Source organism: Curtobacterium sp. MCLR17_042 (assembly GCF_003234695.1).
Lineage (GTDB): Bacteria > Actinomycetota > Actinomycetes > Actinomycetales > Microbacteriaceae > Curtobacterium > Curtobacterium flaccumfaciens.
In genome coordinates this window covers 66795-87285 of the sequence record NZ_QKTD01000006.1, presented here as the reverse complement: position 1 = coordinate 87285, position 20491 = coordinate 66795, and the positions used below count along the sequence as shown (strand labels likewise).

General features: G+C 71.2%; 21 protein-coding genes. 17 read left to right on the top strand and 4 right to left on the bottom strand.

What is annotated here, in order from left to right:
• Positions 1–218: 218 nt before the first annotated feature.
• On the top strand, positions 219–1268 hold the full coding sequence (locus DEJ02_RS08075; protein WP_111032607.1) for a hypothetical protein: 1050 nt from the start codon (positions 219–221) through the stop codon (positions 1266–1268).
• A 26-nt stretch (positions 1269–1294) separates the two neighbouring features.
• Positions 1295–1861 (top strand): hypothetical protein, encoded by a 567-nt coding sequence (locus DEJ02_RS08070; RefSeq protein WP_111032606.1) that lies wholly within the window; start codon positions 1295–1297, stop codon positions 1859–1861.
• Between the two features lie 158 nt (positions 1862–2019).
• Here the strand turns inward: DEJ02_RS08070 and DEJ02_RS08065 are convergent, their stop codons facing one another.
• Complete coding sequence (locus DEJ02_RS08065) at positions 2020–2394, bottom strand: hypothetical protein (protein WP_111032605.1); 375 nt, start codon at positions 2392–2394, stop codon at positions 2020–2022.
• A 181-nt stretch (positions 2395–2575) separates the two neighbouring features.
• On the opposite strand from DEJ02_RS08065, the gene msrA reads away from it, so the two are divergent.
• Positions 2576–3097 carry a peptide-methionine (S)-S-oxide reductase MsrA gene (gene msrA / locus DEJ02_RS08060; RefSeq protein ID WP_111032604.1) on the top strand — a complete coding sequence of 174 codons (522 nt, stop codon included), beginning with the start codon at positions 2576–2578 and terminating at the stop codon, positions 3095–3097.
• A gap of 18 nt (positions 3098–3115) precedes the next feature.
• Here the strand turns inward: msrA and DEJ02_RS08055 are convergent, their stop codons facing one another.
• A complete protein-coding gene (locus tag DEJ02_RS08055) occupies positions 3116–3475 on the bottom strand; it encodes a UBP-type zinc finger domain-containing protein (protein WP_071404761.1) in 360 nt (119 codons plus the stop codon).
• Between the two features lie 177 nt (positions 3476–3652).
• On the opposite strand from DEJ02_RS08055, the gene ppk2 reads away from it, so the two are divergent.
• The 14 genes from ppk2 (at position 3653) to DEJ02_RS07985 (ending at position 18382) form a co-directional block, all read left to right on the top strand.
• The gene (gene ppk2, locus DEJ02_RS08050; protein WP_027467245.1) at positions 3653–4561 is read left to right on the top strand and encodes a polyphosphate kinase 2; all 909 of its coding nucleotides are present in this window, start codon (positions 3653–3655) and stop codon (positions 4559–4561) included.
• Positions 4562–4731: 170 nt separating this feature from the next.
• Positions 4732–6360, top strand: a complete 1629-nt coding sequence (locus tag DEJ02_RS08045; protein ID WP_110863544.1) for an APC family permease — start codon at positions 4732–4734, stop codon at positions 6358–6360.
• Positions 6361–6375: 15 nt separating this feature from the next.
• The gene (locus DEJ02_RS08040) at positions 6376–7215 is read left to right on the top strand and encodes an urea amidolyase associated protein UAAP1 (RefSeq protein ID WP_111032603.1); all 840 of its coding nucleotides are present in this window, start codon (positions 6376–6378) and stop codon (positions 7213–7215) included.
• Positions 7215–7919, top strand: coding sequence for an urea amidolyase associated protein UAAP2 (locus DEJ02_RS08035; RefSeq protein ID WP_111032602.1), 705 nt, complete (start codon positions 7215–7217; stop codon positions 7917–7919). The genes DEJ02_RS08040 and DEJ02_RS08035 overlap by 1 nt, the downstream gene beginning before the upstream one ends.
• Positions 7916–11617 carry an urea carboxylase gene (uca, locus tag DEJ02_RS08030; protein ID WP_375342363.1) on the top strand — a complete coding sequence of 1234 codons (3702 nt, stop codon included), beginning with the start codon at positions 7916–7918 and terminating at the stop codon, positions 11615–11617. The genes DEJ02_RS08035 and uca overlap by 4 nt, the downstream gene beginning before the upstream one ends.
• On the top strand, positions 11614–13341 hold the full coding sequence (locus DEJ02_RS08025) for an allophanate hydrolase (RefSeq protein ID WP_111032601.1): 1728 nt from the start codon (positions 11614–11616) through the stop codon (positions 13339–13341). The genes uca and DEJ02_RS08025 overlap by 4 nt, the downstream gene beginning before the upstream one ends.
• Before the next feature lie 26 nt (positions 13342–13367).
• Positions 13368–14060 (top strand): TetR/AcrR family transcriptional regulator, encoded by a 693-nt coding sequence (locus tag DEJ02_RS08020; protein WP_111032600.1) that lies wholly within the window; start codon positions 13368–13370, stop codon positions 14058–14060.
• Between the two features lie 30 nt (positions 14061–14090).
• The gene (locus DEJ02_RS08015) at positions 14091–14684 is read left to right on the top strand and encodes a biotin transporter BioY (protein ID WP_111032599.1); all 594 of its coding nucleotides are present in this window, start codon (positions 14091–14093) and stop codon (positions 14682–14684) included.
• 85 nt (positions 14685–14769) lie between these two features.
• Complete coding sequence (locus DEJ02_RS08010; RefSeq protein WP_146249248.1) at positions 14770–15330, top strand: hypothetical protein; 561 nt, start codon at positions 14770–14772, stop codon at positions 15328–15330.
• A complete protein-coding gene (locus tag DEJ02_RS08005) occupies positions 15327–15857 on the top strand; it encodes a DUF6611 family protein (RefSeq protein WP_111032597.1) in 531 nt (176 codons plus the stop codon). Before DEJ02_RS08010 ends, DEJ02_RS08005 begins: the two co-directional genes overlap by 4 nt.
• A gap of 49 nt (positions 15858–15906) precedes the next feature.
• A complete protein-coding gene (locus DEJ02_RS08000) occupies positions 15907–16248 on the top strand; it encodes a hypothetical protein (RefSeq protein ID WP_051597132.1) in 342 nt (113 codons plus the stop codon).
• A 104-nt stretch (positions 16249–16352) separates the two neighbouring features.
• A complete protein-coding gene (locus DEJ02_RS07995; RefSeq protein ID WP_111032596.1) occupies positions 16353–16973 on the top strand; it encodes a TetR/AcrR family transcriptional regulator in 621 nt (206 codons plus the stop codon).
• A gap of 27 nt (positions 16974–17000) precedes the next feature.
• A complete protein-coding gene (locus tag DEJ02_RS07990; protein ID WP_111032595.1) occupies positions 17001–17714 on the top strand; it encodes an NADPH-dependent F420 reductase in 714 nt (237 codons plus the stop codon).
• A 65-nt stretch (positions 17715–17779) separates the two neighbouring features.
• The gene (locus DEJ02_RS07985; RefSeq protein ID WP_146249247.1) at positions 17780–18382 is read left to right on the top strand and encodes a hypothetical protein; all 603 of its coding nucleotides are present in this window, start codon (positions 17780–17782) and stop codon (positions 18380–18382) included.
• On the opposite strand, the gene DEJ02_RS07980 is transcribed toward DEJ02_RS07985, so the two are convergent.
• Complete coding sequence (locus DEJ02_RS07980) at positions 18342–18617, bottom strand: DMT family transporter (RefSeq protein WP_258378697.1); 276 nt, start codon at positions 18615–18617, stop codon at positions 18342–18344. The genes DEJ02_RS07985 and DEJ02_RS07980 overlap by 41 nt on opposite strands.
• A gap of 46 nt (positions 18618–18663) precedes the next feature.
• Positions 18664–20367 carry a phosphatase PAP2 family protein gene (locus DEJ02_RS07975; RefSeq protein WP_111032593.1) on the bottom strand — a complete coding sequence of 568 codons (1704 nt, stop codon included), beginning with the start codon at positions 20365–20367 and terminating at the stop codon, positions 18664–18666.
• Positions 20368–20491 lie beyond the last annotated feature (124 nt).

Below are 20491 nucleotides of genomic sequence, written 5' to 3'. Positions count from 1 at the left end.
TCCCGCTGGCGGTGGCTCAACAAACAGCACCGGGCCCGCGTGGCTCCGCCCGGTAGAGGGACGGCTATCGAGACCCAGTACGCATCGGTCGGGCTCATCCCAATGCGACGATCACAAGCGGCCCGCAATTCGGCGGAGGGTTGACGGCTCGGCGCTTCGGCACCGTCACCGAAGTGATCTATGTTTCTGGGTAACCCTCAACGATTGGCTACCGCTCGATGACCACGTACGGCTACCGCATTCACACCCTCGAGCCGCGTCTCGGTCGGGCACGCGAGCAGAACGGTGCGATGGCCCTCGAGGACGTCAGCGCCGCTGGTGGGGCTGTGGATGCGTTCGAGCAGTTCAAGAAGGAACTGCTCGAGCTGCAGGATGCGAAGACGCAGCTCGGCACGCCGACGTTCTACGTCGATGAGATCACGGACGCTGAGCGCCAGGCCAAGCTGGACGAGACCGAGGGTGTGCCGTACTTCGAGGTCACGGACGTGCAGGTCGAGGACCGACGCATCCGTGTAACTGTTGAGACCGGTCGGGAGCAGGACCATGACGCGTTGGTCAGCCGGGACGGCACGCACGAGCCCATCGAGCGCAAGGCAGCCGTGCGCGGAATGCAGGTTGTGCTGATCTTCCCTCAGGCGGGGCCGATGGCGATCATGCTCTCGGAAGTACGCGGGCAGACCTATGTCGGCGAGCTCTTGATCAAGTGGCTGACGCGTCGTGCGCAGCATGCAGCCGTGACCGTGAACGCCGACAACCGCAAGATTGTCGGTCCATTCCTGAACTGGCACCTAACTCCGAGGATCGACGGAGCCCGGCTCGACGGCATCCTCGGCAACGCCGCCGACCCGTCCTTCCGTCTCCGCCGACGCGGTGTCAGTGCGGCGGGGACTCGGACCAGCTATGACCTGGAGCTCGTGCAGTGGGGCTTGAAGAAGACGACCGCTGAGAAGGTGTTCGATGCGATCCTTGCGATGGCTGCACGGAAGGGCTCAACTACTGAGCTCGAGCGGCGCAAGGCCGCTGCGAACGATGTGATCGAGCTCGTCGATCCCGCTGTCAGTAGGAGCGGCATAGAGTACGACGACGCCGAGATCTCGATTGTCGAGCGAGGCAAGCGGCAAACGATCAACGCCGAGACAGTAGACAAGCTGTTCATCTACCCGCTGGGATCGACTCGTCCCAAGGGGTACGAGCTGGTCAACGAGGCAGCCCCGGTGGTCAACCGCATCGCGAGCGCGTTGAAGATCCCCACCACCCTTCCCGAGTAACACCTGCTTGAACGGAGGATGCAGCCGTGGCCTCACGACTCTGGCCCATCGAGCTCTTCCGCGGGCACTGGAAGGCCCTCAGCGACTACCGCAATGAAACGACGCATCCAGACCGGTTCACGCGAACGGTTCTGTTGCTCGTCCCTGCGGGCGTGTTCATCGCGATGCTTGCGCTGCCGGGTGCGCGGCTGGCCGCACCCGGCGCACTCCTGAGCGGTGTGGCGCTGCTGGCGGGAAGTTTCCTCGCCGCTTGGGGGCAGATCTCGTCGATGCGCCTCAAACTGACGGAACGAGCATCTGTATTCGGTGAGACCGAGCGCATCGATCGGGACGCCCTGGACGAGTCAGCAGCGCACCTCCTCGTGGCCTCGCTGTTCTCCGGCGCGGCTGCGCTCATGTTGGTGCTCGGCATGAACTTCACGGCCGACCCGAAGACCGGCGCCATCCATGGTTTCTTCGCCGCAATGGCTGCCGCCTTCGCCAGCTACGTCCTGCTGCTCTTCTTGATCGCCGTACCGCGCCTGTACACGGCGTACGCCACCCTTCACTCCGTCCGCAACGAGCTGAACGGAACTCACCGAAGCCGTCCATGACATCGCAGTAGCCGATCGGCTATAAGGCACCGAGACCAGCGCTCCTGAGTCCGTCGACGACGCCATCCACCCCGCAGTCGGCCCTGTCTTGTAACCGACCTGGAGTGAACGGCATCAGGTCCTCGGGAGCGCAGGGCGGCGAGTTCGCTTGACGACGGTCATCGGATCGACAGATCGATCGCGACGACACCGAGCACGAAGATCAGGACGATGACCACGAGGCCGATCGTGGGTATCAGCACCCGTCGCCGCACCGTGGGAGCACCGGACGCCCCGATGACCCACGTCGTGATCGCGACGATGAACGCGACCAGCGGCACGAGGATCTGTGCGGTCTCCCCGACGGCGTACGAACACCGCATCGTCTCGTCGGAGCCACACGGGGTGTACTGCAGCTGCGCGGCGAGCATCCCCGGCAGCGAGCCGATCGCCACGAACACCTCGAGGAACACGAGGAAACAGAACGCGAGTCCGAGCAGCCACCAACCACGTGGACGGCGTTGGACCTCGTCGTGCATGGATGACCGCTTCATGTGGCCCGACCGTACCGCAGGGGTGACACGGAGCACGGACTCGTAGGGTCGAGTCGTACCGACCGCACACCCGGGTGGGTCCGTGCCCCACAGCGGACCTGACGACGGGAACAGATCGTCCCTGTTGCCGGTTGCACCACACGGTGTCGCAGCCAGTGACACGAGAGCCCAGGAGGCCACCATGACCACCACCGAGACCGCCATCCTCGCCGGCGGATGCTTCTGGGGAGCGCAGCAGCTCCTCCGTCGTCGTCCCGGCATCGTCAGCACCCGCGTCGGCTACTCCGGCGGCGACGTGCCGAACGCGACGTACCGCAACCACGGCGACCACGCCGAGTCGGTCGAGATCGTCTTCGACCCGTCCCAGATCTCGTACCGGGACCTGCTGGAGTTCTTCTTCCAGATCCACGACCCGTCGACGAAGGACCGCCAGGGCAACGACGTCGGTCGCAGCTACCGTTCGGCGATCTTCTTCACGACCGACGAGCAGAAGCAGGTCGCGCTCGACACCATCGCGGACGTCGACGCGTCGGGCATCTGGCCCGGCAAGGTCGTCACCGAGGTCACCGCGGCTGGCCCGTTCTGGGAGGCCGAGGACGAGCACCAGGACTACCTCGAGAAGAACCCGCACGGCTACACCTGCCACTTCGTGCGTCCGGGCTGGAAGCTCCCGCACCGCGACGAGGCGACCGCGGCCGTCTGACCTGACGACCGCCGCGGATCAGCGTGATCCGCCGAGCAGTTCCAACCAGTCCCCGGGAAGGCGATCCGCCGGCCCGGGGACTGCCTGCGTCACGGGATGGCTGGTGGGGGCTGCGAGCTCGAGCCCCTCGGAGCGGGTGTCGTCGCGGTAGTCCCAGGCCCAGGTCTCGCCGGGCTCGTAGCTCTGGATGACCGCGTGCCCGGTCTCCTCCCAGTGCCGCGTCGCGTGCGTGTTGAGGGAGTCGTCGCAGCAGCCGACGTGGCCGCACGCCGCGCAGCGGCGCAGGTGCACCCACCACGAACCGGTCGCGTCGCACTCGACGCACCCGTCTCCGCTCGGTGCGATCTCGGGGTGGATCATCTCGGCCTGGTCCGTCATGGCCCCATCATGCCTGTGAAGGGCCACATGCGGTCGGGAGGCACGGGGCGGGCCCGCACCGCGCCTCCAGGCCGTCATCGGGTCGCGTCCAGGGCGAGGCGTGGGGCGGTCGTGCGGGTGGCCGGGCCAGGATGGCCCTGGGGCCGACAGCCGATCGGCTCGCAGAGGGAGGACACCGTGGACACAGCGCCGTACTCGCAGCCGTTGCGGGAGTACATCGAACAGCTGCGGACCGAGGGGTACAGCGTCGCGGACGGTCAGACGGCCGACCCGGAGCTGATCGACCCGCACGGCAACCCGGTGCTCACCTGGCAGGACGACTACCCGTACTCGGAGCGCCTGCCGCGGGACGAGTACGAGTACCAGAAGTACCTGCTGCAGATCGAGCTGCTGAAGTGCCAGTACTGGCTCGAGGACACCGGCCAGAAGGTCGTGGTGCTCTTCGAGGGGCGTGACGCCGCGGGCAAGGGCGGCACGATCAAGCGGTTCACGGAGCACCTCAACCCCCGGACCTCGCGGGTCGTCGCGCTGAGCAAGCCGACCGAGCGCGAGCGTGGTGAGTGGTACTTCCAGCGGTACGTGCAGCACCTGCCGGCCGCGGGTGAGATGGTCCTGTTCGACCGCTCCTGGTACAACCGTGCCGGCGTCGAACGGGTGATGGGGTTCTGCAGCGACGACGAGTACGAGTCGTTCATGACCCAGGTGCCGCAGTTCGAGCGGATGCTCGTCGACTCCGGCATCCACCTGACGAAGTTCTGGTTCTCGGTGACCCGGCGCGAGCAGCGGACCCGGTTCGCGATGCGCCAGCTCGACCCGGTGCGGCGGTGGAAGCTGTCCGACATCGACCTGCTGTCACTCGACCGGTGGGAGGACTACACCGAGGCGAAGACGGCGATGTTCACCCGGACGAGCAAGCGCTACGCACCGTGGACGATCGTGCGGTCGAACGACAAGAAGCGCGCGCGGCTCAACGCCATGCGGTACTTCCTGACGCAGTTCGACTACCCGGACAAGGCCGCCGACGTCATCGGCAAGCCGGACCCGCTCATCGTCCGCCGCGGCAAGCGGGACGTGGACGTCGAGTGACCCAACCGGTGATCCCCCGCCGCTGATCCGCCCGCCGACTCGGAACGTTTACACGCCGGGGCCTGCCGTCACGCACTCGAAACAGACGGGCAACGGCGCCGACACAGGGCCGCAAGACACTTGTCGCACTACCTGTCACCCGACAGGTACTCCGCGAAAGGTCTGCAGTCATGCGTTCTCCGCAAGCACCGCTCCACGCACCGCGCGCCACGTCCGACGTCGACACCCAGGGGCTCGCCCGCCTCGGCTACGAGCAGGAACTCCACCGCGGAGTCGGCTCGTTCTCCTCCTTCGCGGCGGGCTTCTCCTTCGTCTCGATCCTCACCACGGTCTTCCAGCTGTTCGGACTCGGCTTCGGGCTGGGTGGTGCTGCGTTCTTCTGGGCGTGGCCGCTCGTCTTCGGCGGCCAGCTGCTCGTCGCGCTGAACTTCGCGCAGCTCGCGGCCCGCTGGCCCATCTCCGGCGCGATCTTCCAGTGGTCGAGCCGTCTGGCCGGAGCCCGGTTCGGGTGGTTCACCGGCTGGACGATGATCATCGGCCAGATCCTCACCGTCGCGGTGGCGGCCATCGCCGTGCAGGCCGTGCTCCCCGCGATCTGGGACGGGTTCCAGGTCGTCGGTGGTCCGGGCGCCGACCCGTCCGTCGCATCGCCGACCGGTGCCGCGAACGCGGTGGTCCTCGGGCTGGTGATGCTCGCCGTGACGACGATCGTGAACATCACGAGCGTCCGGCTGATGGCCCGCGTGACGAGCTTCGGCGTGCTCATCGAGATCATCGGCGTGGTCGTGCTCATCGGCGCCCTGTTCCTGCTGCCGCACCGCAGCGCGTCCGTGGTGTTCACGACCGCCGGGTCGACGAGCACCGAGCCGTACGTGTGGGCGTTCCTGGCCTCCTCGCTGATGGCCGCGTACGTGATGGTCGGCTTCGACTCGGCCGGTGAGCTCGCGGAGGAGACCCACAACCCGCGCCGGACCACCCCGAAGACGATCGTCCGGGCACTCACGGTCTCGGGCCTCGGCGGCGGGCTGCTCATCATCGGTGCCCTCGTCGCCGCCCCGAGCCTGACCGACGGCAAGCTCGCCACCCAGGGGCTCGCCTGGGTGATCACCTCGACCCTCGGCGACGTCTTCGGGCGACTCCTGCTCTGCACCGTCGCCGTCGCGGTCTTCGCCTGCACCCTCGCCGTGCAGACCGCCGGCGCCCGGATGGTCTACTCGATGGCCCGCGAGAAGGCGCTGCCCTTCCACCGCACCCTCGCCCGCGTCTCGCCCCGCACCGGCACCCCGATCGCCGCGTCGATCGTCGTCGGGGTCGGCGCCGGGCTGGCCCTCGCCGTCAACATCGGGCAGTCCGCGATCTTCACCGCCCTGTCGAGCCTGTGCATCGCGATGCTCTACCTGGCCTACCTCGGGGTCACCGGGCCGCTGCTGGTCCAGCGGATCAAGCTCCGTCGCACGGGGCTGCCGACCGGGGTCGACGAGGACGGCAAGCCGCTGTTCACCCTCGGTCGCTGGGGCATCCCGCTCAACGCCCTGGCCGTGGCGTTCCAGATCGGCATGGCGATCAACCTCATCTGGCCCCGGCCGGAGATCTACGACCTGACCGGCACCTCGTGGTGGCTGCAGTACAGCGCCCTGCTCTTCATCGGCGGCGTGCTGCTCGTCGGCTGGGCGTGGTCGAGCTGGCGGCACCGCACACACGGGCCGATCACCCTGGCCGAGGTCCCCACCACCGCGGCGGTACCCGTCCCCGCAGCCGCGACTGCGGCGAGCCCGACCGCCGCCTCCGTCGAAGCCTGATCCGGAAGGAACCCCATGCGCGACCTCCACCAGACCGACAGCGTGCTCGCCTCCCGGTCCGACGCACGCGCCCAGGCCGGCTCGCAGTCCGAGTACATGCCGTACCTGCCGGCGTCGTCGTCACCGTTCGCCCCCGAGGGCGTCGACCCCGCGCAGCTCGTCTGGGCCGAGACGGTGGCGCCGGGCGGGTACACGCACAAGGTGCTGGCCCGCGGGTCACGGCTGCGGTTCGACGACCCGACGGGTCAGGCCTGCGCCAACGTCCTGGTGTTCAACGCGCTCGAACCGTGGGAGCGGCTCAACGTCGCCGACACCCAGAAGATCCCGTGGCAGGCGTACCTGGGCCAGGGTTCCCCCCTGCTGAGCGGGGACGGCCGGGCACTCGCGACCGTGCTCGAGGACACCTCGGGGCACCACGACGCGTTCTGCGGCACCTCGACCGACGCCTGGAACGAGCGGAAGTACGGCGACGCGGCACCCGAGGGGCGCACCCCGAGCGGTCGGTCGCTGTTCGCGAAGGCCGCCGCGAAACACGGGCTCACCAAGCGGGACCTGCCGCCGAGCATCTCGTTCTTCCAGGGCGTGCGGATCGACGCCGAGGGGGCGATGACCTTCACCGGTTCGGCGGGCGCGGGCACCCACGTCACGCTCGTCGCCGAGCTGCCGCTGCTCGTGCTGGTCGCGAACGTCGCGCACCCGATCGACCCGCGCCCGGACTACCTGGTCGGACCACTGCGGGTGCACGCCTGGCGCGGGGCCCCGACGACCGCGGCCGACGAGCGGTTCACCGCGACGCCGGAGCTCACCCGCGCCTACCTGAACTCGATCGACCACGCGGAAGCCCGAGGCCTGTGATGACCGACACGACGACCCACACCCCCACCTCCACCGTCCCGGTCGGAGCCGTCCACGACCCGGACGTCGCTCTCGACTGGAGCGAGTCCCTGGTGCCGGGCACCGTGGTCCGCGACGACCGGGTCGCCCCGCTCGCGCCGTGGTCCGCCGTGGTCCGCGCCGGCGAGGTGCTCACCATCGTCGACGTCGGCGGCAACCAGAGCGCCGACTGCCTGCTCTACGACGCCCACGACCCCGACGAGCGGTACAGCGTGCCGGACACCCTCGCCGCACAGGGCAACGCGTACGTCCGGACCGGCACCGTCCTGATGTCGAACGAGGGCCGCCCGCTGATGACCGTCGTCGCGAACGAGATCGACCGGCAGGACACCATCGGCGGCGCGTGCTCGAAGGAGTCGAACACCCTGCGGTACGGGCACCACACCCAGTACCAGCACGGCTGCCGCGAGAACTTCCTGGCCGAGGCCGGCCGCCACGGACTCGGTGCCCGCGACATCGTGTCGAACCTCAACTGGTTCATGAACGTGCCGGTCGAGGCCGACGGCGCCCTCGGGATCGTCGACGGCATGAGCGCCCCCGGCAAGCGGGTCGCGATCCGGGCCGAGCGGGACGTGCTCGTCGTCGTCTCGAACTGCCCGCAGATGAACAACCCCTGCAACGACTTCTCCTGCACACCGCTGCGCATGATCGTGGTCCAGCCGTGACCGCCGCGCCCGACCCCACCGGGACCGCCACCGTGAACCAGACCCCCGCCCTCAGCACCGACACCGTCCTCGTCGCGAACCGCGGTGAGATCGCCCGCCGCATCATCCGCTCCGCGAAGGCGCTCGGCATGCGCACCGTCGCCGTCTACTCGGACGCCGACCGCGCGGCACCCCACGTGCGCGAGGCCGACACCGCCGTCCGGCTCGGACCCGCACCCGCCCGCGACTCGTACCTGCGCATCGACGCGGTGGTGCAGGCCGCGAAGGACACCGGCGCCGGACTCGTGCACCCCGGCTACGGGTTCCTGTCCGAGAACACCGACTTCGCCCGGGCCTGCGAGGACGCCGGCATCCGGTTCGTCGGGCCGACCGCCGACCAGATCGTCCGGTTCGGCGCGAAGCACACCGCCCGCGAGCTGGCCGCCGCGGCAGGGGTCCCGATGCTCGCCGGCACCGGACTGCTCGCCAATGTCGACGACGCCGTGGCCGAGGCCGAGCGCATCGGATTGCCCGTCATGCTCAAGGCCACCGGGGGTGGCGGCGGGATCGGCATGCAGGCGTGCTCGACCCTCGACGAGGTCCGCGAGGCCTACACGAGCGTCGTCCGCCTGGCGACTGCGAACTTCGGGTCGGCCGGCATCTTCCTCGAACGACTCGTGCGGCCGGCCCGGCACGTCGAGGTCCAGCTCTTCGGCGACGGCGAAGGCCGTGTCGCGGTGATCGGCGACCGCGACTGCTCCCTGCAGCGCCGCAACCAGAAGGTCATCGAGGAAGCCCCGGCACCGGCGCTCCCCGAGCACGTCCGCGCCGAGCTGCACGAGTCCGCCCGCCGCCTGGCCGAGAGCGTCGGGTACCGCAGCGCCGGCACCGTCGAGTTCGTCTACGACCCGGTGCGCGAAGAGGCGTCGTTCCTCGAGGTGAACACCCGCCTGCAGGTCGAGCACCCCGTCACCGAGGAAGTGTTCGGCGTCGACCTCGTCGAGCTCATGCTCCGCCTGGCCCGCGACGGTGCCGCCGGCATCGACCCCGACGTCTTCGACCGCACCTGGACCCCGAACGGCCACGCCGTCGAGGCCCGTGTCTACGCCGAGGACCCGGCGAAGGGCTCGCTGCCCTCGAGCGGCCTCGTCACCCAGGCCGTGTTCCCGAGCGCGACCACGGCATCCGGCGAGCGCACCGGCATCCGCGTCGACGGCTGGGTCGAGACCGGCTCCGAGGTGTCCGCGTTCTACGACCCGATGCTCGCCAAGGTGATCGCCACCGGGGAGACCCGCGACGACGCCCTCGACCTGCTGCGCGACGGGCTCGCGGCCACCCGCATCGACGGCATCGTCACGAACGCCGGGCTGCTGCGTGCGCTGACCGACGACCTCGAGCTCCGCACCGCCACGCACTCCACCTCGACGCTCGACGCGACCGAGGACCCGGACCCGCGCATCGACGTCGTCGCGCCCGGCACCATGACGATGATCCAGGACCTGCCGGGCCGGGTCGGGTACTGGCAGGTGGGCGTCCCGCCGAGCGGCCCGTTCGACGCGGCGTCCTTCGCCGAGGCGAACCGCGCCGTGGGGAACCCGGACGGTGCCCCCGCGCTCGAGGTCACCGCGACCGGCCCGACGCTCCGGTTCTCGGCCGCCGCGGTGGTCGCGCTCGCGGGAGCGCCGGCGCCGGTCACCCTCGACGGTGAGCCCGTAGCGCTGTGGGAGCCGGTCGAGGTCGGCGCCGGCCAGACCCTGGCGATCGGCACGGCTCCCGGTCCGGGCCTCCGCACCTACCTGGCGGTCCGCGGCGGCTTCGACGTGCCGACGTACCTCGGCTCGACCGCGACCTTCACGCTCGGTGGCTTCGGCGGCCACGCCGGTCGGGCCCTGCTCGCCGGCGACGTCCTGCGCCCGGGTTCCCCGGACTCGGACGCCCCGCACCCGGCGTTCCCGTCCGGCACCCGTCTGGGCCTGGTGGGCGGTCCGACCCCGGCCGACCGCCGCACCGCGCTCACCGACGCGTGGGAGATCGCCGTCACCGAGGGGCCGCACGCCGCACCGGACTTCTTCACCCGGGCCGACCTCGACGTCTTCTACGCCACCGACTACGCCGTGCACCACAACTCGGCGCGCACCGGCATCCGGCTCATCGGGCCGCGGCCGGAGTGGGCGCGGACCGACGGCGGCGAGGCCGGTCTGCACCCGTCGAACATCCACGACACCCCGTACGCCGTCGGTGCGATCGACTTCACCGGGGACACCCCGATCATCCTCGGACCGGACGGGCCGTCGCTCGGCGGCTTCGTCTGCCCCGCCGTGGTCGCCAGCGGCGACCTGTGGAAGCTGGGCCAGCTCCGCCCGGGTGACACGGTCCGGTTCGTCCCCGTCCGCGAAGCCGACGCCGCCGCGCTCGACGCACGCCGGGCCTCCAGGACGGTGCCGCGCACCGGAGGCGACGGCGACGACGGCGTGATCGCCCGCCTGGACGCGACCGACGTGCGGCCGAGCGTCGCGTACCGACGCGACGGCGACGACAACGTGCTCGTGGAGTACGGCGACATGACCCTCGACATCGCGCTGCGGATGCGCGTGCACGCGCTCATGACGAAGCTGCAGGAGCACACGCCGAAGGGGATCCTCGACATCACGCCGGGCATCCGCTCGCTGCAGGTGCACACCGACGCGTCCGTGCTCAAGGCGCGCGACGTGGCGGGGCTGCTCCGCGAGCTCGAGGACGAGATCCCGCCGACCGGCCAGCTCGTCGTGCCGTCGCGCACCGTCAGGCTGCCGCTGTCGTGGGACGACCCGGCCACCCGGCTGGCGATCGAGCGGTACATGAACGGCGTCCGGAACGACGCCCCGTGGACCCCGTGGAACATCGAGTTCATCCGTCGCATCAACGGGCTGGAGAGCGTCGACGACGTCTTCCGCACCGTGTTCGACGCGAGCTACCTGGTGCTCGGCCTCGGCGACGTGTACCTCGGCGCCCCGGTCGCGACCCCGCTCGACCCCCGGCACCGCCTGGTCACGACGAAGTACAACCCGGCCCGCACCTGGACCGCCGAGAACTCCGTCGGCATCGGCGGCGCGTACCTGTGCATCTACGGCATGGAGGGTCCGGGCGGCTACCAGTTCGTCGGCCGCACCGTGCAGATCTGGAACCGGTTCCGCCGGGGCGGGCTGTTCCAGGAGAACCCGTGGGCGCTGCGGTTCTTCGACCGGATCGAGTGGTACCCGGTCGGTGCGGACGAGCTGCTCGAGCTGCGCGCCGAGACGGACGCCGGACGGGGCTCGTTCGAGACCGTCGAGGGCGAGTTCTCGATCGCGTCGTACAACCGGTTCCTGGCCGACAACGCCGGGTCCATCGCCGATTTCCGGGCGCAGCAGGCGCAGGCGTTCGGCGAGGAGAAGGAGCGGTGGCGGGCATCAGGCGAGTTCGACGTCCGTGACGAGCCGGCCGCTGTGGTGGCCGACGCCGTGACCGTGCCGGAGGGGTCGACCGCCGTGTACGCCCCGTTCACCTCGACCGTGTGGCAGGTGGACGTCCGCCCCGGTGACCGTGTGGACGAGGGGCAGAAGCTGCTGGCCGTGGAGGCGATGAAGATGGAGTCGATGGTGCACGCACCGGTGCCGGGCCACGTGCTCGAGGTGTACATCAAGCCGGGCGACCAGGTCGCGCCGGGCCAGGTCCTCGCCGCGATCGGAGCGGCAGCGTGAGCGGGGCCGTCGCCACTGCGGCCGCCACCACGTCCGCCGCCGCCCGCGTCCGTGACGCCTTCGCCCGCATCGACGCCGTCGACCGTCCCGAGGTCTGGATCACCCTGCGCGACCGCACCGACGTGCTGGCCGAGGCCCTCGCCGTGGACCCGTCCCTGCCCCTGGCCGGCCTGCTGTTCGCCGTGAAGGACAACATCGACGTCGCCGGCCTGCCCACCACCGCCGCCGCCCGCTCCTACGCCCACGACCCCGCCGCCGACGCCACCGCCGTCGCCCGGCTGCGCGCCGCCGGCGCCGTCATCGTCGGCAAGACGAACCTCGACCAGTTCGCCACCGGCCTGGTCGGCACCCGCTCACCGTTCGGCGCGGTCCGGAACGCCTGGGACCCGACGCGGATCTCCGGCGGCTCGTCGAGCGGTTCCGCCACGGCGGTCGCCCTGGGCATCGTCGACTTCGCGCTCGGCACCGACACCGCCGGGTCCGGCCGGGTGCCCGCCGCGCTCGGCAACCTGGTCGGGGTGAAGCCGACGAAGGGGCTCGTGCCGAACACCGGGGTCGTCCCCGCCTGTCGCTCGCAGGACTGCGTCACGGTGTTCGCCCGGTCGCTCGACCTGGCGCGCACGGCGGCCGAGCTGATGGCCGGTCCGGACGGCGTCGACCCGCTCGCGCGGCCCGACCTCGCCCTCGCCGACCTGCCGGCCGTCCCGCGCATCGCGGTGCCGCTGCCGTCGCAGCTCGAGGGGCTCGCACCCGGTTGGGCCGAGGCGTTCGCCGCGGCCGTCGACCGGTTCCGTGCGCTCGGACACCAGGTGGTCGAGGTCGACATCGCACCCCTGCTCGACGCCGCGTCGCTGCTCTACGGCGGCGCGTTCGTCGCCGAACGGTACGCGGCCGTCGGCGCCCACATCGAGGCCCACCGCGACGAGGTCGGTGCCGACCTCGACCCGTCGGTCGCCGCGATCGTGCTCGGTGGCGCACGACCGACCGCCGCGGAGCTCTTCGCCGACCAGGAACGGCTCGACGCGTTCGGGGCAGCGGGTCGCGCTGCACTCGAGGGCACCACGGCACTGCTCACCCCGACGACGACGTGGCACCCGACGCTCGAGCAGGTCGCGGCCGATCCGATCGGCGCGAACAGCCGAATGGGTCGGTACACGAACTTCGCGAACCTGCTCGACATGGCCGCGCTCGCGGTGCCGGCCGGCTTCGTCGACGGGCTGCCGTTCGGCGTCATGCTCACCGGTCCGGCGTTCAGTGACCGCCGCCTGGCGGCGTTGGCGGGCGCGTTCGCCGCTCCGACCGTCGACCTGCTGGTCGTCGGGGCGCACCTGCGCGGGCAGCCGCTGAACGGGCAGCTGGTCGCGTCCGGCGGATCGTTCGTCCGGGAGGCCCGCACCGCGTCCGACTACCGGCTGTACGCCCTCGACACGGTGCCGCCCAAGCCCGGGTTGGTCCGCGTGGGTCCGGTCGCGTCCGGCGCTGCTGCGCCGGGGTCGGGCTCGGGCTCGGGCTCGGGCTCGGGCATCGTCGGGGAGGTCTGGCGCCTGCCAGCCGCCGGCTTCGGCACCTTCGTCGCGGCCCTGCCCGCACCGATGGCGATCGGCACCGTCGCGCTCGACGACGGCACCGAGGTCACCGGGTTCCTGGTCGAGCCGTTCGCGGTCGAGGGGGCCGAGGACATCACCCACCACGGCGGCTGGCGCGCGTACCGGGAGCAGTCGTGACGGACACCGGCTGTCAGGATGGGGGCATGACCCCCGACGACCGGCCCGTGCGCCCCGGCCGACCGCGGATCGTGCCGAACGCCGACTCCGCGCTGAGCCCGCGCGACCAGATCCTCGACGCCGCCGCCGCGCTGTTCGTCGAGAACGGCATCAGCGCGACCTCGACCCGGGCGATCGCCGAACGGGTCGGGATCCGGCAGGCCTCGCTGTACTACCACTTCGCCGGCAAGGACGACATGCTCGTCGAGCTGCTCACGACCTCGGTGCGCCCGAGCCTCGAGCTGGTCCGCGGCCTCGAGCAGCGCGTGCCGGAGTCGGCCTCGGCCGCCGGTGCCCTCGCCGCGCTGGTCGTCGCCGACGTGGACACCCTCGCCCGTACGCCGCACAACATCGGCACGCTGTACCTGCTGCCCGAGGTGCAGGGCGAGCGCTACGACGGGTTCCGGGCCGAGCGCGTCGAACTGCAGGAGGCCTACGGTCGCCTCGGCTCGCGCGCTGCCACCCCGGACGTCGCCGCCGGCGTCTCGCCGTCGCGTCTCGGTGCCGTGCTCATCCAGATCACCGAGACCGTCATCCAGCTCCGCCGGTCCGGCCCCGTGCAGGACGCCGATCGCGACGCCCTCGTCGCGACCTGCCTGCGCGCCTGCGGCCTCGACACCGCCGCCGTGGCCGAGGCCCGGCGCGACGCCGAGTCGCTGCTGGCCGCCGTCGCGGTCTGACCCTCCCTCTCCCCTCTGCAAGGAGTCACCATGACCACGATCACCCCCGCCGCACACCGTCCGCTCGCCGACGCCCTGCTCCCCCGTACCGCCGTCGTCAGCACCGCCCTGGTCCTCGGCGGTGCGCTGCTGACCGCCGGCGCCGCGCAGGTGTCCGTGCCGATCTGGCCCGTCCCGATCACCGGGCAGACCCTGGCCGTGCTGCTCGTCGGCAGCGCCCTCGGTGCCCGTCGCGGTGCCCTGTCGATGCTCGTCTACGCACTGCTCGGCGTCGTCGGGCTGCCGGTCTTCGCGGACGGTTCGGCCGGGGTCGGCGTGCTCGTCGGCCCCTCGGGCGGGTACATCGTCGGCTTCGTCGCCGCCGCGGCCCTGGTCGGCTGGGTCGCCGAACGCTTCGGCGACCGCCCGCTGCGGAACGCGCTGCTGTCCTTCGCCCTCGGCACCGTCGTCACCTTCGTGGCCGGGATGGCCTGGCTCGCGGTGGCACTCGGCCTCGACCTGCAGCTGACCCTGCAGTACGGGCTGTACCCGTTCGTCCTCGGTGGTGTGGTGAAGACCGTGATCGGCGCCGGCGTGATCTCGCTCGGGTGGACCGCGGCACTCCGCTCGGCCACCCGCCGGTGAGCGCTCCGTCAGGACTCCGCCGCCGACCGTAGGGGTTCCGTCAGGAGGCCTTCCGCGCTGCTCGAGCGCGCGAGAGCGTGTGGTCGTGACACTGACTGCGATCATGCCGACGCTCCGCGCGTCGCTCCCCGATCCGATGGACCCGTTCCTCTGGCCGGCCCACACCGTCGCGACCACCGACGACCTGCTGGTCTCGGCGATCTCGATGGTCCGGCTCGCCGACCTCACCGGCACCCCGACCGTGCACACCGCCGAGCAGTCCCCGCCCCGGTACCGCCCGCGCGGCTGGGCACCCCGCGACGTGAGCGTCGCCGTGGCGTCGGTCACCCGTGTGCGGCGACCGCGCACCGGGGTGGTGCTCCTGGAACTGGACGCGGTCCTGCCGACCTGCGCCGTGCTCGACCAGGTGCGCCTGATCGGACGCCGGAGCACCGCTCCCCTCTCCCCGATGTACGTCGTCACCCGCTGTGATGGTCAGGCCGACGGTCCGTTCCACCGCCTCCCGGCTCCGTTGCCCGCTGACGTCCGCGAAGGCGACCTGGTCTGCTTCCCGTGCCTGGCGACCGTCCGGCACCGCGACGTCGTCGAGCCGGTCCGGGCGGAACTCGAGCCGGTCCGGGCGGAACTCGCGCCGGTCGATCGATGACCACGGCGCTGCCGGTCCGCACCCGGCTGCTCGACGGCACCCACCTGTGGGGCCGGTACACGATCCGACCCGTCGGGCGGACGCTGTGGAGCTCGCGGACCCTCGTCGTGTTCCCGCCCGGCACGACCACCGGCGAGCGCCTGCTGCTGCGTGCCTGGCACGTCTGGCCGGCCGCCGGGGCGGTCGTCGCCCTCGCTGCCCTGGTGCTCGCCGTCTCGGTCCCCGCCGTCGGTACGACCACCGCGCTGCTCGTCTACGGCGGCGGCTTCGCGATCCTCGCCCGCGCCACCCGCACGTTGCGACCGCGGGTGCGGTCCGTCACCGTGACGACGTTCCTGGGCGACGGCCGCCGCGAGGTCCACGGCGACGAACGTCTGCTCACCGGCTCCCTGGACGCGCTGTCGATCCTGGAGCAGGCGCTCCGGGCCGACCGCATCCGCCCCGTCGACTTCGAGCTGATCTGGGCCGACGTGTGGAACGCCCTGGAGTCCCCGGACCCGGACCACCGCGTGCAGCGGTCATCCTGAAGCCCGTTCCCGCGCCGCGCGTTTGTATGGGTCCGGGAAGGAGTACGCGATGAAGCACATCCACTACGACGCCACCACGATCCTGGTCGGTGACGACGTCGCCGACGCCGTGATCGAGTACGCCGCGGCCCTCGCAGGCGGGGACCGAGCGGACACCGTCGACGTGCCCGCCGTCGCCGACGACGGGACGATGACCACCACGAAGATCCTCATCGGGCCGTCGAGCGAGATCGTCATCGAGGACGCGGAGGAGGACGAACTCGAGATGGACAACGGGGAGTTCGTCGGGCGGCTGCGCGCCGCCGCGAAGACCTTCGGGCACAGCGAGCCGATCCACGCGAACACGCGGACGGACCTGGCGGACGCGGCGGAGGCCGCCGAGGAGTCCTGACGCCCGGGCGTCGCGCTTCCGCGACGAAACGGAGAGGGTCTCCTGTACGGTGGTGATTCCGGAGAGCCTCTCCGGTACTCGACGCCACAGCCTGGAGGCCCGCCATGCCCGAGCAGACCGCTCCCGCCGGGCGCGCACCGCGTTCACTGCACTCCCCGCGTCCCGCGCGCGCTGACGCGCTGCGGAACCGGGACCACATCCTGCGGGTCGCGGAGCGGGCGTTCACCGAGCACGGCGTCACCGGCTCGCTCGACGCGATCGCCAAGCAGGCCGGCGTCGGCGCCGGCACCCTGTACCGGCACTTCCCCACGCGCGAGGCCCTGCTCGCCGAGCTCCTCGCCGCGCGCGACGAACACCTGGTGGCCCGTCGCGAAGCGCTGCGCGACGGCTCCGTGGACACCGGCGACGCCCTGCACGGCTGGCTCGACGCGGTCACCGAGTGGGCCGGCACGTTCGACGGACTGCCCGAACCGCTCCGTGCCGCCGCGTCGTCCGACTCGTCGCCGCTCGCCCTGACGTGCCAGGGGTTCATCACCACCACGGACGAGTTCCTCCGCGCCGCGCAGCGTGCCGGTCGTGCACGTGCCGACGTCCGCGCGCGGGACCTGTTCCTCGCCGCGTTGGCGACCAGCTGGGTCCGGGGTGCCGCGATGGCCGACGACTCGTCGTCCGCCGCGCTCTCCGCCCTGTCGCGGCGCGGCTGGGAAGCCCCTGCTCTCCCCTGACCTCCACCACTGTTGAAAGGGCACCACATGAACCGCATCGGCATCATCGGCAGCGGAGCCATCGGCACCGCGATCGCACGCCTGGCCGTCGCCGCCGACCTCGACGTCCTCATCGCGAACTCGCGCGGCCCCGAGTCGCTGCAGGACCTCGTCGCCGAGCTCGGCCCGCGTGCCCAGGCCGGCACCGTGCGACAGGCCGTCGAGTTCGGCGACGTGCCCGTCCTCGCGATCCCGCTCACCGCCTACCCGGCACTCGCCCCCGACCTCGACGCTTTCGCCGGGCGGACCGTGCTGTCGACGGGCAACTACTACCCCGGTCGCGACGGCCGGATCGAGCAGCTCGACACCCTCGCGACGACCACGGCGGAGTACGAGCAGACGCTCCTGCCCGGCACGCGGATCGTCAAGGCGTTCAACAACATCGTCGCGCACCACATCCCGAACCTCGCCGACTCCGCGCCCCGCACCGCACTGCCGATCGCGGGCGACGACGAGCAGGCCAAGGCCGTGGTCGCCGAGCTCGTGCAGCTGCTCGGGTTCGACACCGTGGACGCCGGGACCCTGGCCGAGTCGTGGCGCTTCGAGCCGGAGTCCGGGGCGTACACGGGGATCTACGCGGCGAGTGCCGAGGGGTTCGCGGCGGACTACCTGGCGGATCAGGGAGCACCATTGCCCGCCGAGCGGCTGCGGGACATACTGGCGGTGTCGCACCGGGCGGATGTGGCGAACCGGCAGTTCTGACGATCGCAGCTCCAGGGGGACACTTGCGACGACGAAACCATCAGCTCCTCACTGCAGCAGTGGGCATGGCCTGCATCGCCCTGGTCAGCGGGTTGTCCGCATGTGCCACGCCTGGGGCTACCTCCGGGCCGGAGCCCGATGCGCTGAGCGCAGCGCGAGCGGAGACCATCCTCGACGCGAATGCCGACCAGGCGTGGCAGCTGGTCGAGTCACGCCATCCGGGGCTCGACCGGCCGGCGGTCGACCGCGTCCGGACCGTCTCGCACGCCGACTGGGCCCCGACGCAGGAACGCTGCATGAGCGCCGCGGGGTTCCCGCAGGCGAAGGCGATGCCCGACGCGAGCCTCGTCTCCGGACAGGTGCCGGCGGAACAGTCCGAGCCGTTCGCGGTCGCTGAGTACATGTGCGGGGTCGAGTACCCCATGGCCGCGAAGTACCAGACCGCTTTCAACGAGTCCCAGTTGGAGTGGCTCTACCGCTACTCCACGGGCGAGCTCACGAAGTGCTTGCAGGACCACGGCATCGCGGTGGGGCGCGGCCCGAGCGAGCAGGAGTTCGTCGACAGCGACGGGGCGTGGTCGCCGTACCGGTCGGTCGATCTGCCGCAGTCCCAGTACTACGAGCTCGTCACCGCCTGCCCGGAGATCCCGGACTCGATCTACGGCTGAGCGGCTCGGGAGAAGTCTCCCGAGAGCCCGCTCGTCCGAGCTGCCCACCCAGGGAACCGAGGAGCGCGACGACGAAGCCGACGATCTGCAGCGGCGACAGCGCCTGGCCGAGGACGACCCACCCGAGCACCGCAGCGGTCAACGGGCTGAGGACACCCAACAACGCGATCCGGGCCGACGGCAGCGCCCGTGCGCCTCGGAACCAGACGCTGTAGGCCAGGGCCCCACCGACCAGCGTGAGCCAGGCGTACGCACTCGGAGCCGACCTGACGCGCTCCGCTTCAGGCGGCGCCGTGGCCCCGGCTGTGCCCGTGGCCGTGCTTCGTCGCGTTGGCGTTGACGAGGTGCAGTTCGTTGCCGTGGCGCTCCACCACGGGCTCGTACCCTGCGGGCAGGCCGGCGATGCGGACCCGGCTGAAACTCGAGCCCTTCGCGATCCGGTCCGCCGTGATCAGGACCAGGTCGTTCGCCACGGCCGTGCCCTTGGCGACGTGCACCCGCAGCGTTCCGCCGAACGACGCCGTGCCCTCGACGCGCAGGGCAGGACGGGGTCCGGAGACACTCAGCGACAATGCGGCGTGCGAGCGCTGCGTCAGGTTGCCGCCGATGCGGATCACCCTCGTGCTGGCCTCGGCGAGCGTGCCGGAGACAGTGGTCACCGACCCCTTGCCCAGGGCAGCAGCGGAGTCCGCGATCAGCGTCCCACCGCGGACGACGGTGCCGCCGGTGTAGCGGTTCGAGCCGGCGAGGGTGAGGGTGCCGGTCCCCCGCTTGGTCAGTGACCCGGTCCCGCCAATGTTGTTGCGCCAAGTGTCGGCGGCGTCCAGTCCCTTCTCGGCGGCGTCCATCGAGACGCTCACCGCGCTGTCGAACGCTCCGTAGCCGGACGCTGCCGAGAAGAGGTCGAGGCGCCCCCACCCTTCCGCGTCGTCCAGCAGGGGGTAGCCCGACGGCAGCGCGGTCGTCCGGAGCACCTCTCGGATCTGGGCGTCGCTGAGGTACGGCAGGCGGGTCCGCAGGAGCGCCTCGGCACCCTTCGGCACCGTGGCGGGGATCGTCTTCGTGCCGGTCCGCGTGAACCCGTACGTCAGACGCCCGCGGTAGTCCTTCTTGTCCGACGCGTAGTCCGCGTACCGATCGACCGCGCTCGGGCTGGCAGTGGCGAGCACCTTCTCCGCCTGCTGGTGCGCCTGCTGCTCGAGCTGCGTGTTGGCCGGGTCGTCCAGGATGGCCGCCGCCAGCGCAGTCGCCAGCACTCGTCCTCCCATGACGTCGAGCGGCGAGTGCATCCCCGCGACGATCCGACTGTTGCCGATCTCCGAGCCGTTGGCGAGGAGCTCGGTGTACTTCTCCGGGTACGCGTACGCGAACGCCAGAGAGGCCAGGTAGCCGGCGTTGGTGTGTCCGCTGGGGAACCCGCCGTCGGTGGCGGGCGTCGGCGACTTCTCGGGGACGAGCTGCGGCAGCACCTTCACGTCCTGGCTCTGCCGGTACGGCCGCGCGTACTGGTAGTACTTCTTCGCGTTGCTGGCCGAGGAGTAGTCGCCCCGCAGCGTGTTCACCAGCTGGACGACGTCGCCGAGTTCCGAATCGGTGTCCGCCCACGCTCCCTTCGCGTTGCCCTGGTCGACGTACTGCTTCGTCGTGGCATCCGCAGGGATCTCGTCGGGGATCGTCGTGCCCGCGTTCGTCGCGGTCCGCACCGCGTCGGACAGGTCACCGAAACCCGCGATGGCCGAGTAGCTCTGGTTCCGTCGGTCGATCAGGTACGCCTCGTGCCCCTGCGCATCCGTGCGGGTCTGCGTGGTCCGCGCTGCCTGCGCGATGTTCGAGTCCAGGATCCGCTGCGCTGCGGCACTGGTTGCGACCCCGTTGTCCCACGACGATCCCGGGCTCCACAGGGTGCCGAACTGCGACAGCACCCCGGTCGCGGCGTTCGTCTCGGGCGTCGTGGCGGCAGGGGTGTTCGTCTTGTAGGTGTCCACGAAGTACCCGTAGGCCCCTGGACGCGGCGCGGTCCCCGATGTCGCCGCGGACGCTCCCGCCGGAGCGATCAAGGACACGGCGCACGCCACCGCCAGGACCCCCAGCACCGTGCGGGCCCGACGT

Bases quoted from the DNA above. Each gene is read 5' to 3' on its own strand.
- DEJ02_RS08075 (WP_111032607.1), top strand. From the start codon at position 219: ATGACCACGTACGGCTACCGCATTCACACCCTCGAGCCGCGTCTCGGT.
- DEJ02_RS08065 (WP_111032605.1), bottom strand. From the start codon at position 2,394: ATGAAGCGGTCATCCATGCACGACGAGGTCCAACGCCGTCCACGTGGT.
- msrA (WP_111032604.1), top strand. From the start codon at position 2,576: ATGACCACCACCGAGACCGCCATCCTCGCCGGCGGATGCTTCTGGGGA.
- DEJ02_RS08055 (WP_071404761.1), bottom strand. From the start codon at position 3,475: ATGACGGACCAGGCCGAGATGATCCACCCCGAGATCGCACCGAGCGGA.
- DEJ02_RS08045 (WP_110863544.1), top strand. From the start codon at position 4,732: ATGCGTTCTCCGCAAGCACCGCTCCACGCACCGCGCGCCACGTCCGAC.
- DEJ02_RS08040 (WP_111032603.1), top strand. From the start codon at position 6,376: ATGCGCGACCTCCACCAGACCGACAGCGTGCTCGCCTCCCGGTCCGAC.
- DEJ02_RS08035 (WP_111032602.1), top strand. From the start codon at position 7,215: ATGACCGACACGACGACCCACACCCCCACCTCCACCGTCCCGGTCGGA.
- DEJ02_RS08020 (WP_111032600.1), top strand. From the start codon at position 13,368: ATGACCCCCGACGACCGGCCCGTGCGCCCCGGCCGACCGCGGATCGTG.
- DEJ02_RS08015 (WP_111032599.1), top strand. From the start codon at position 14,091: ATGACCACGATCACCCCCGCCGCACACCGTCCGCTCGCCGACGCCCTG.
- DEJ02_RS08005 (WP_111032597.1), top strand. From the start codon at position 15,327: ATGACCACGGCGCTGCCGGTCCGCACCCGGCTGCTCGACGGCACCCAC.
- DEJ02_RS08000 (WP_051597132.1), top strand. From the start codon at position 15,907: ATGAAGCACATCCACTACGACGCCACCACGATCCTGGTCGGTGACGAC.
- DEJ02_RS07995 (WP_111032596.1), top strand. From the start codon at position 16,353: ATGCCCGAGCAGACCGCTCCCGCCGGGCGCGCACCGCGTTCACTGCAC.
- DEJ02_RS07990 (WP_111032595.1), top strand. From the start codon at position 17,001: ATGAACCGCATCGGCATCATCGGCAGCGGAGCCATCGGCACCGCGATC.
- DEJ02_RS07985 (WP_146249247.1), top strand. From the start codon at position 17,780: ATGGCCTGCATCGCCCTGGTCAGCGGGTTGTCCGCATGTGCCACGCCT.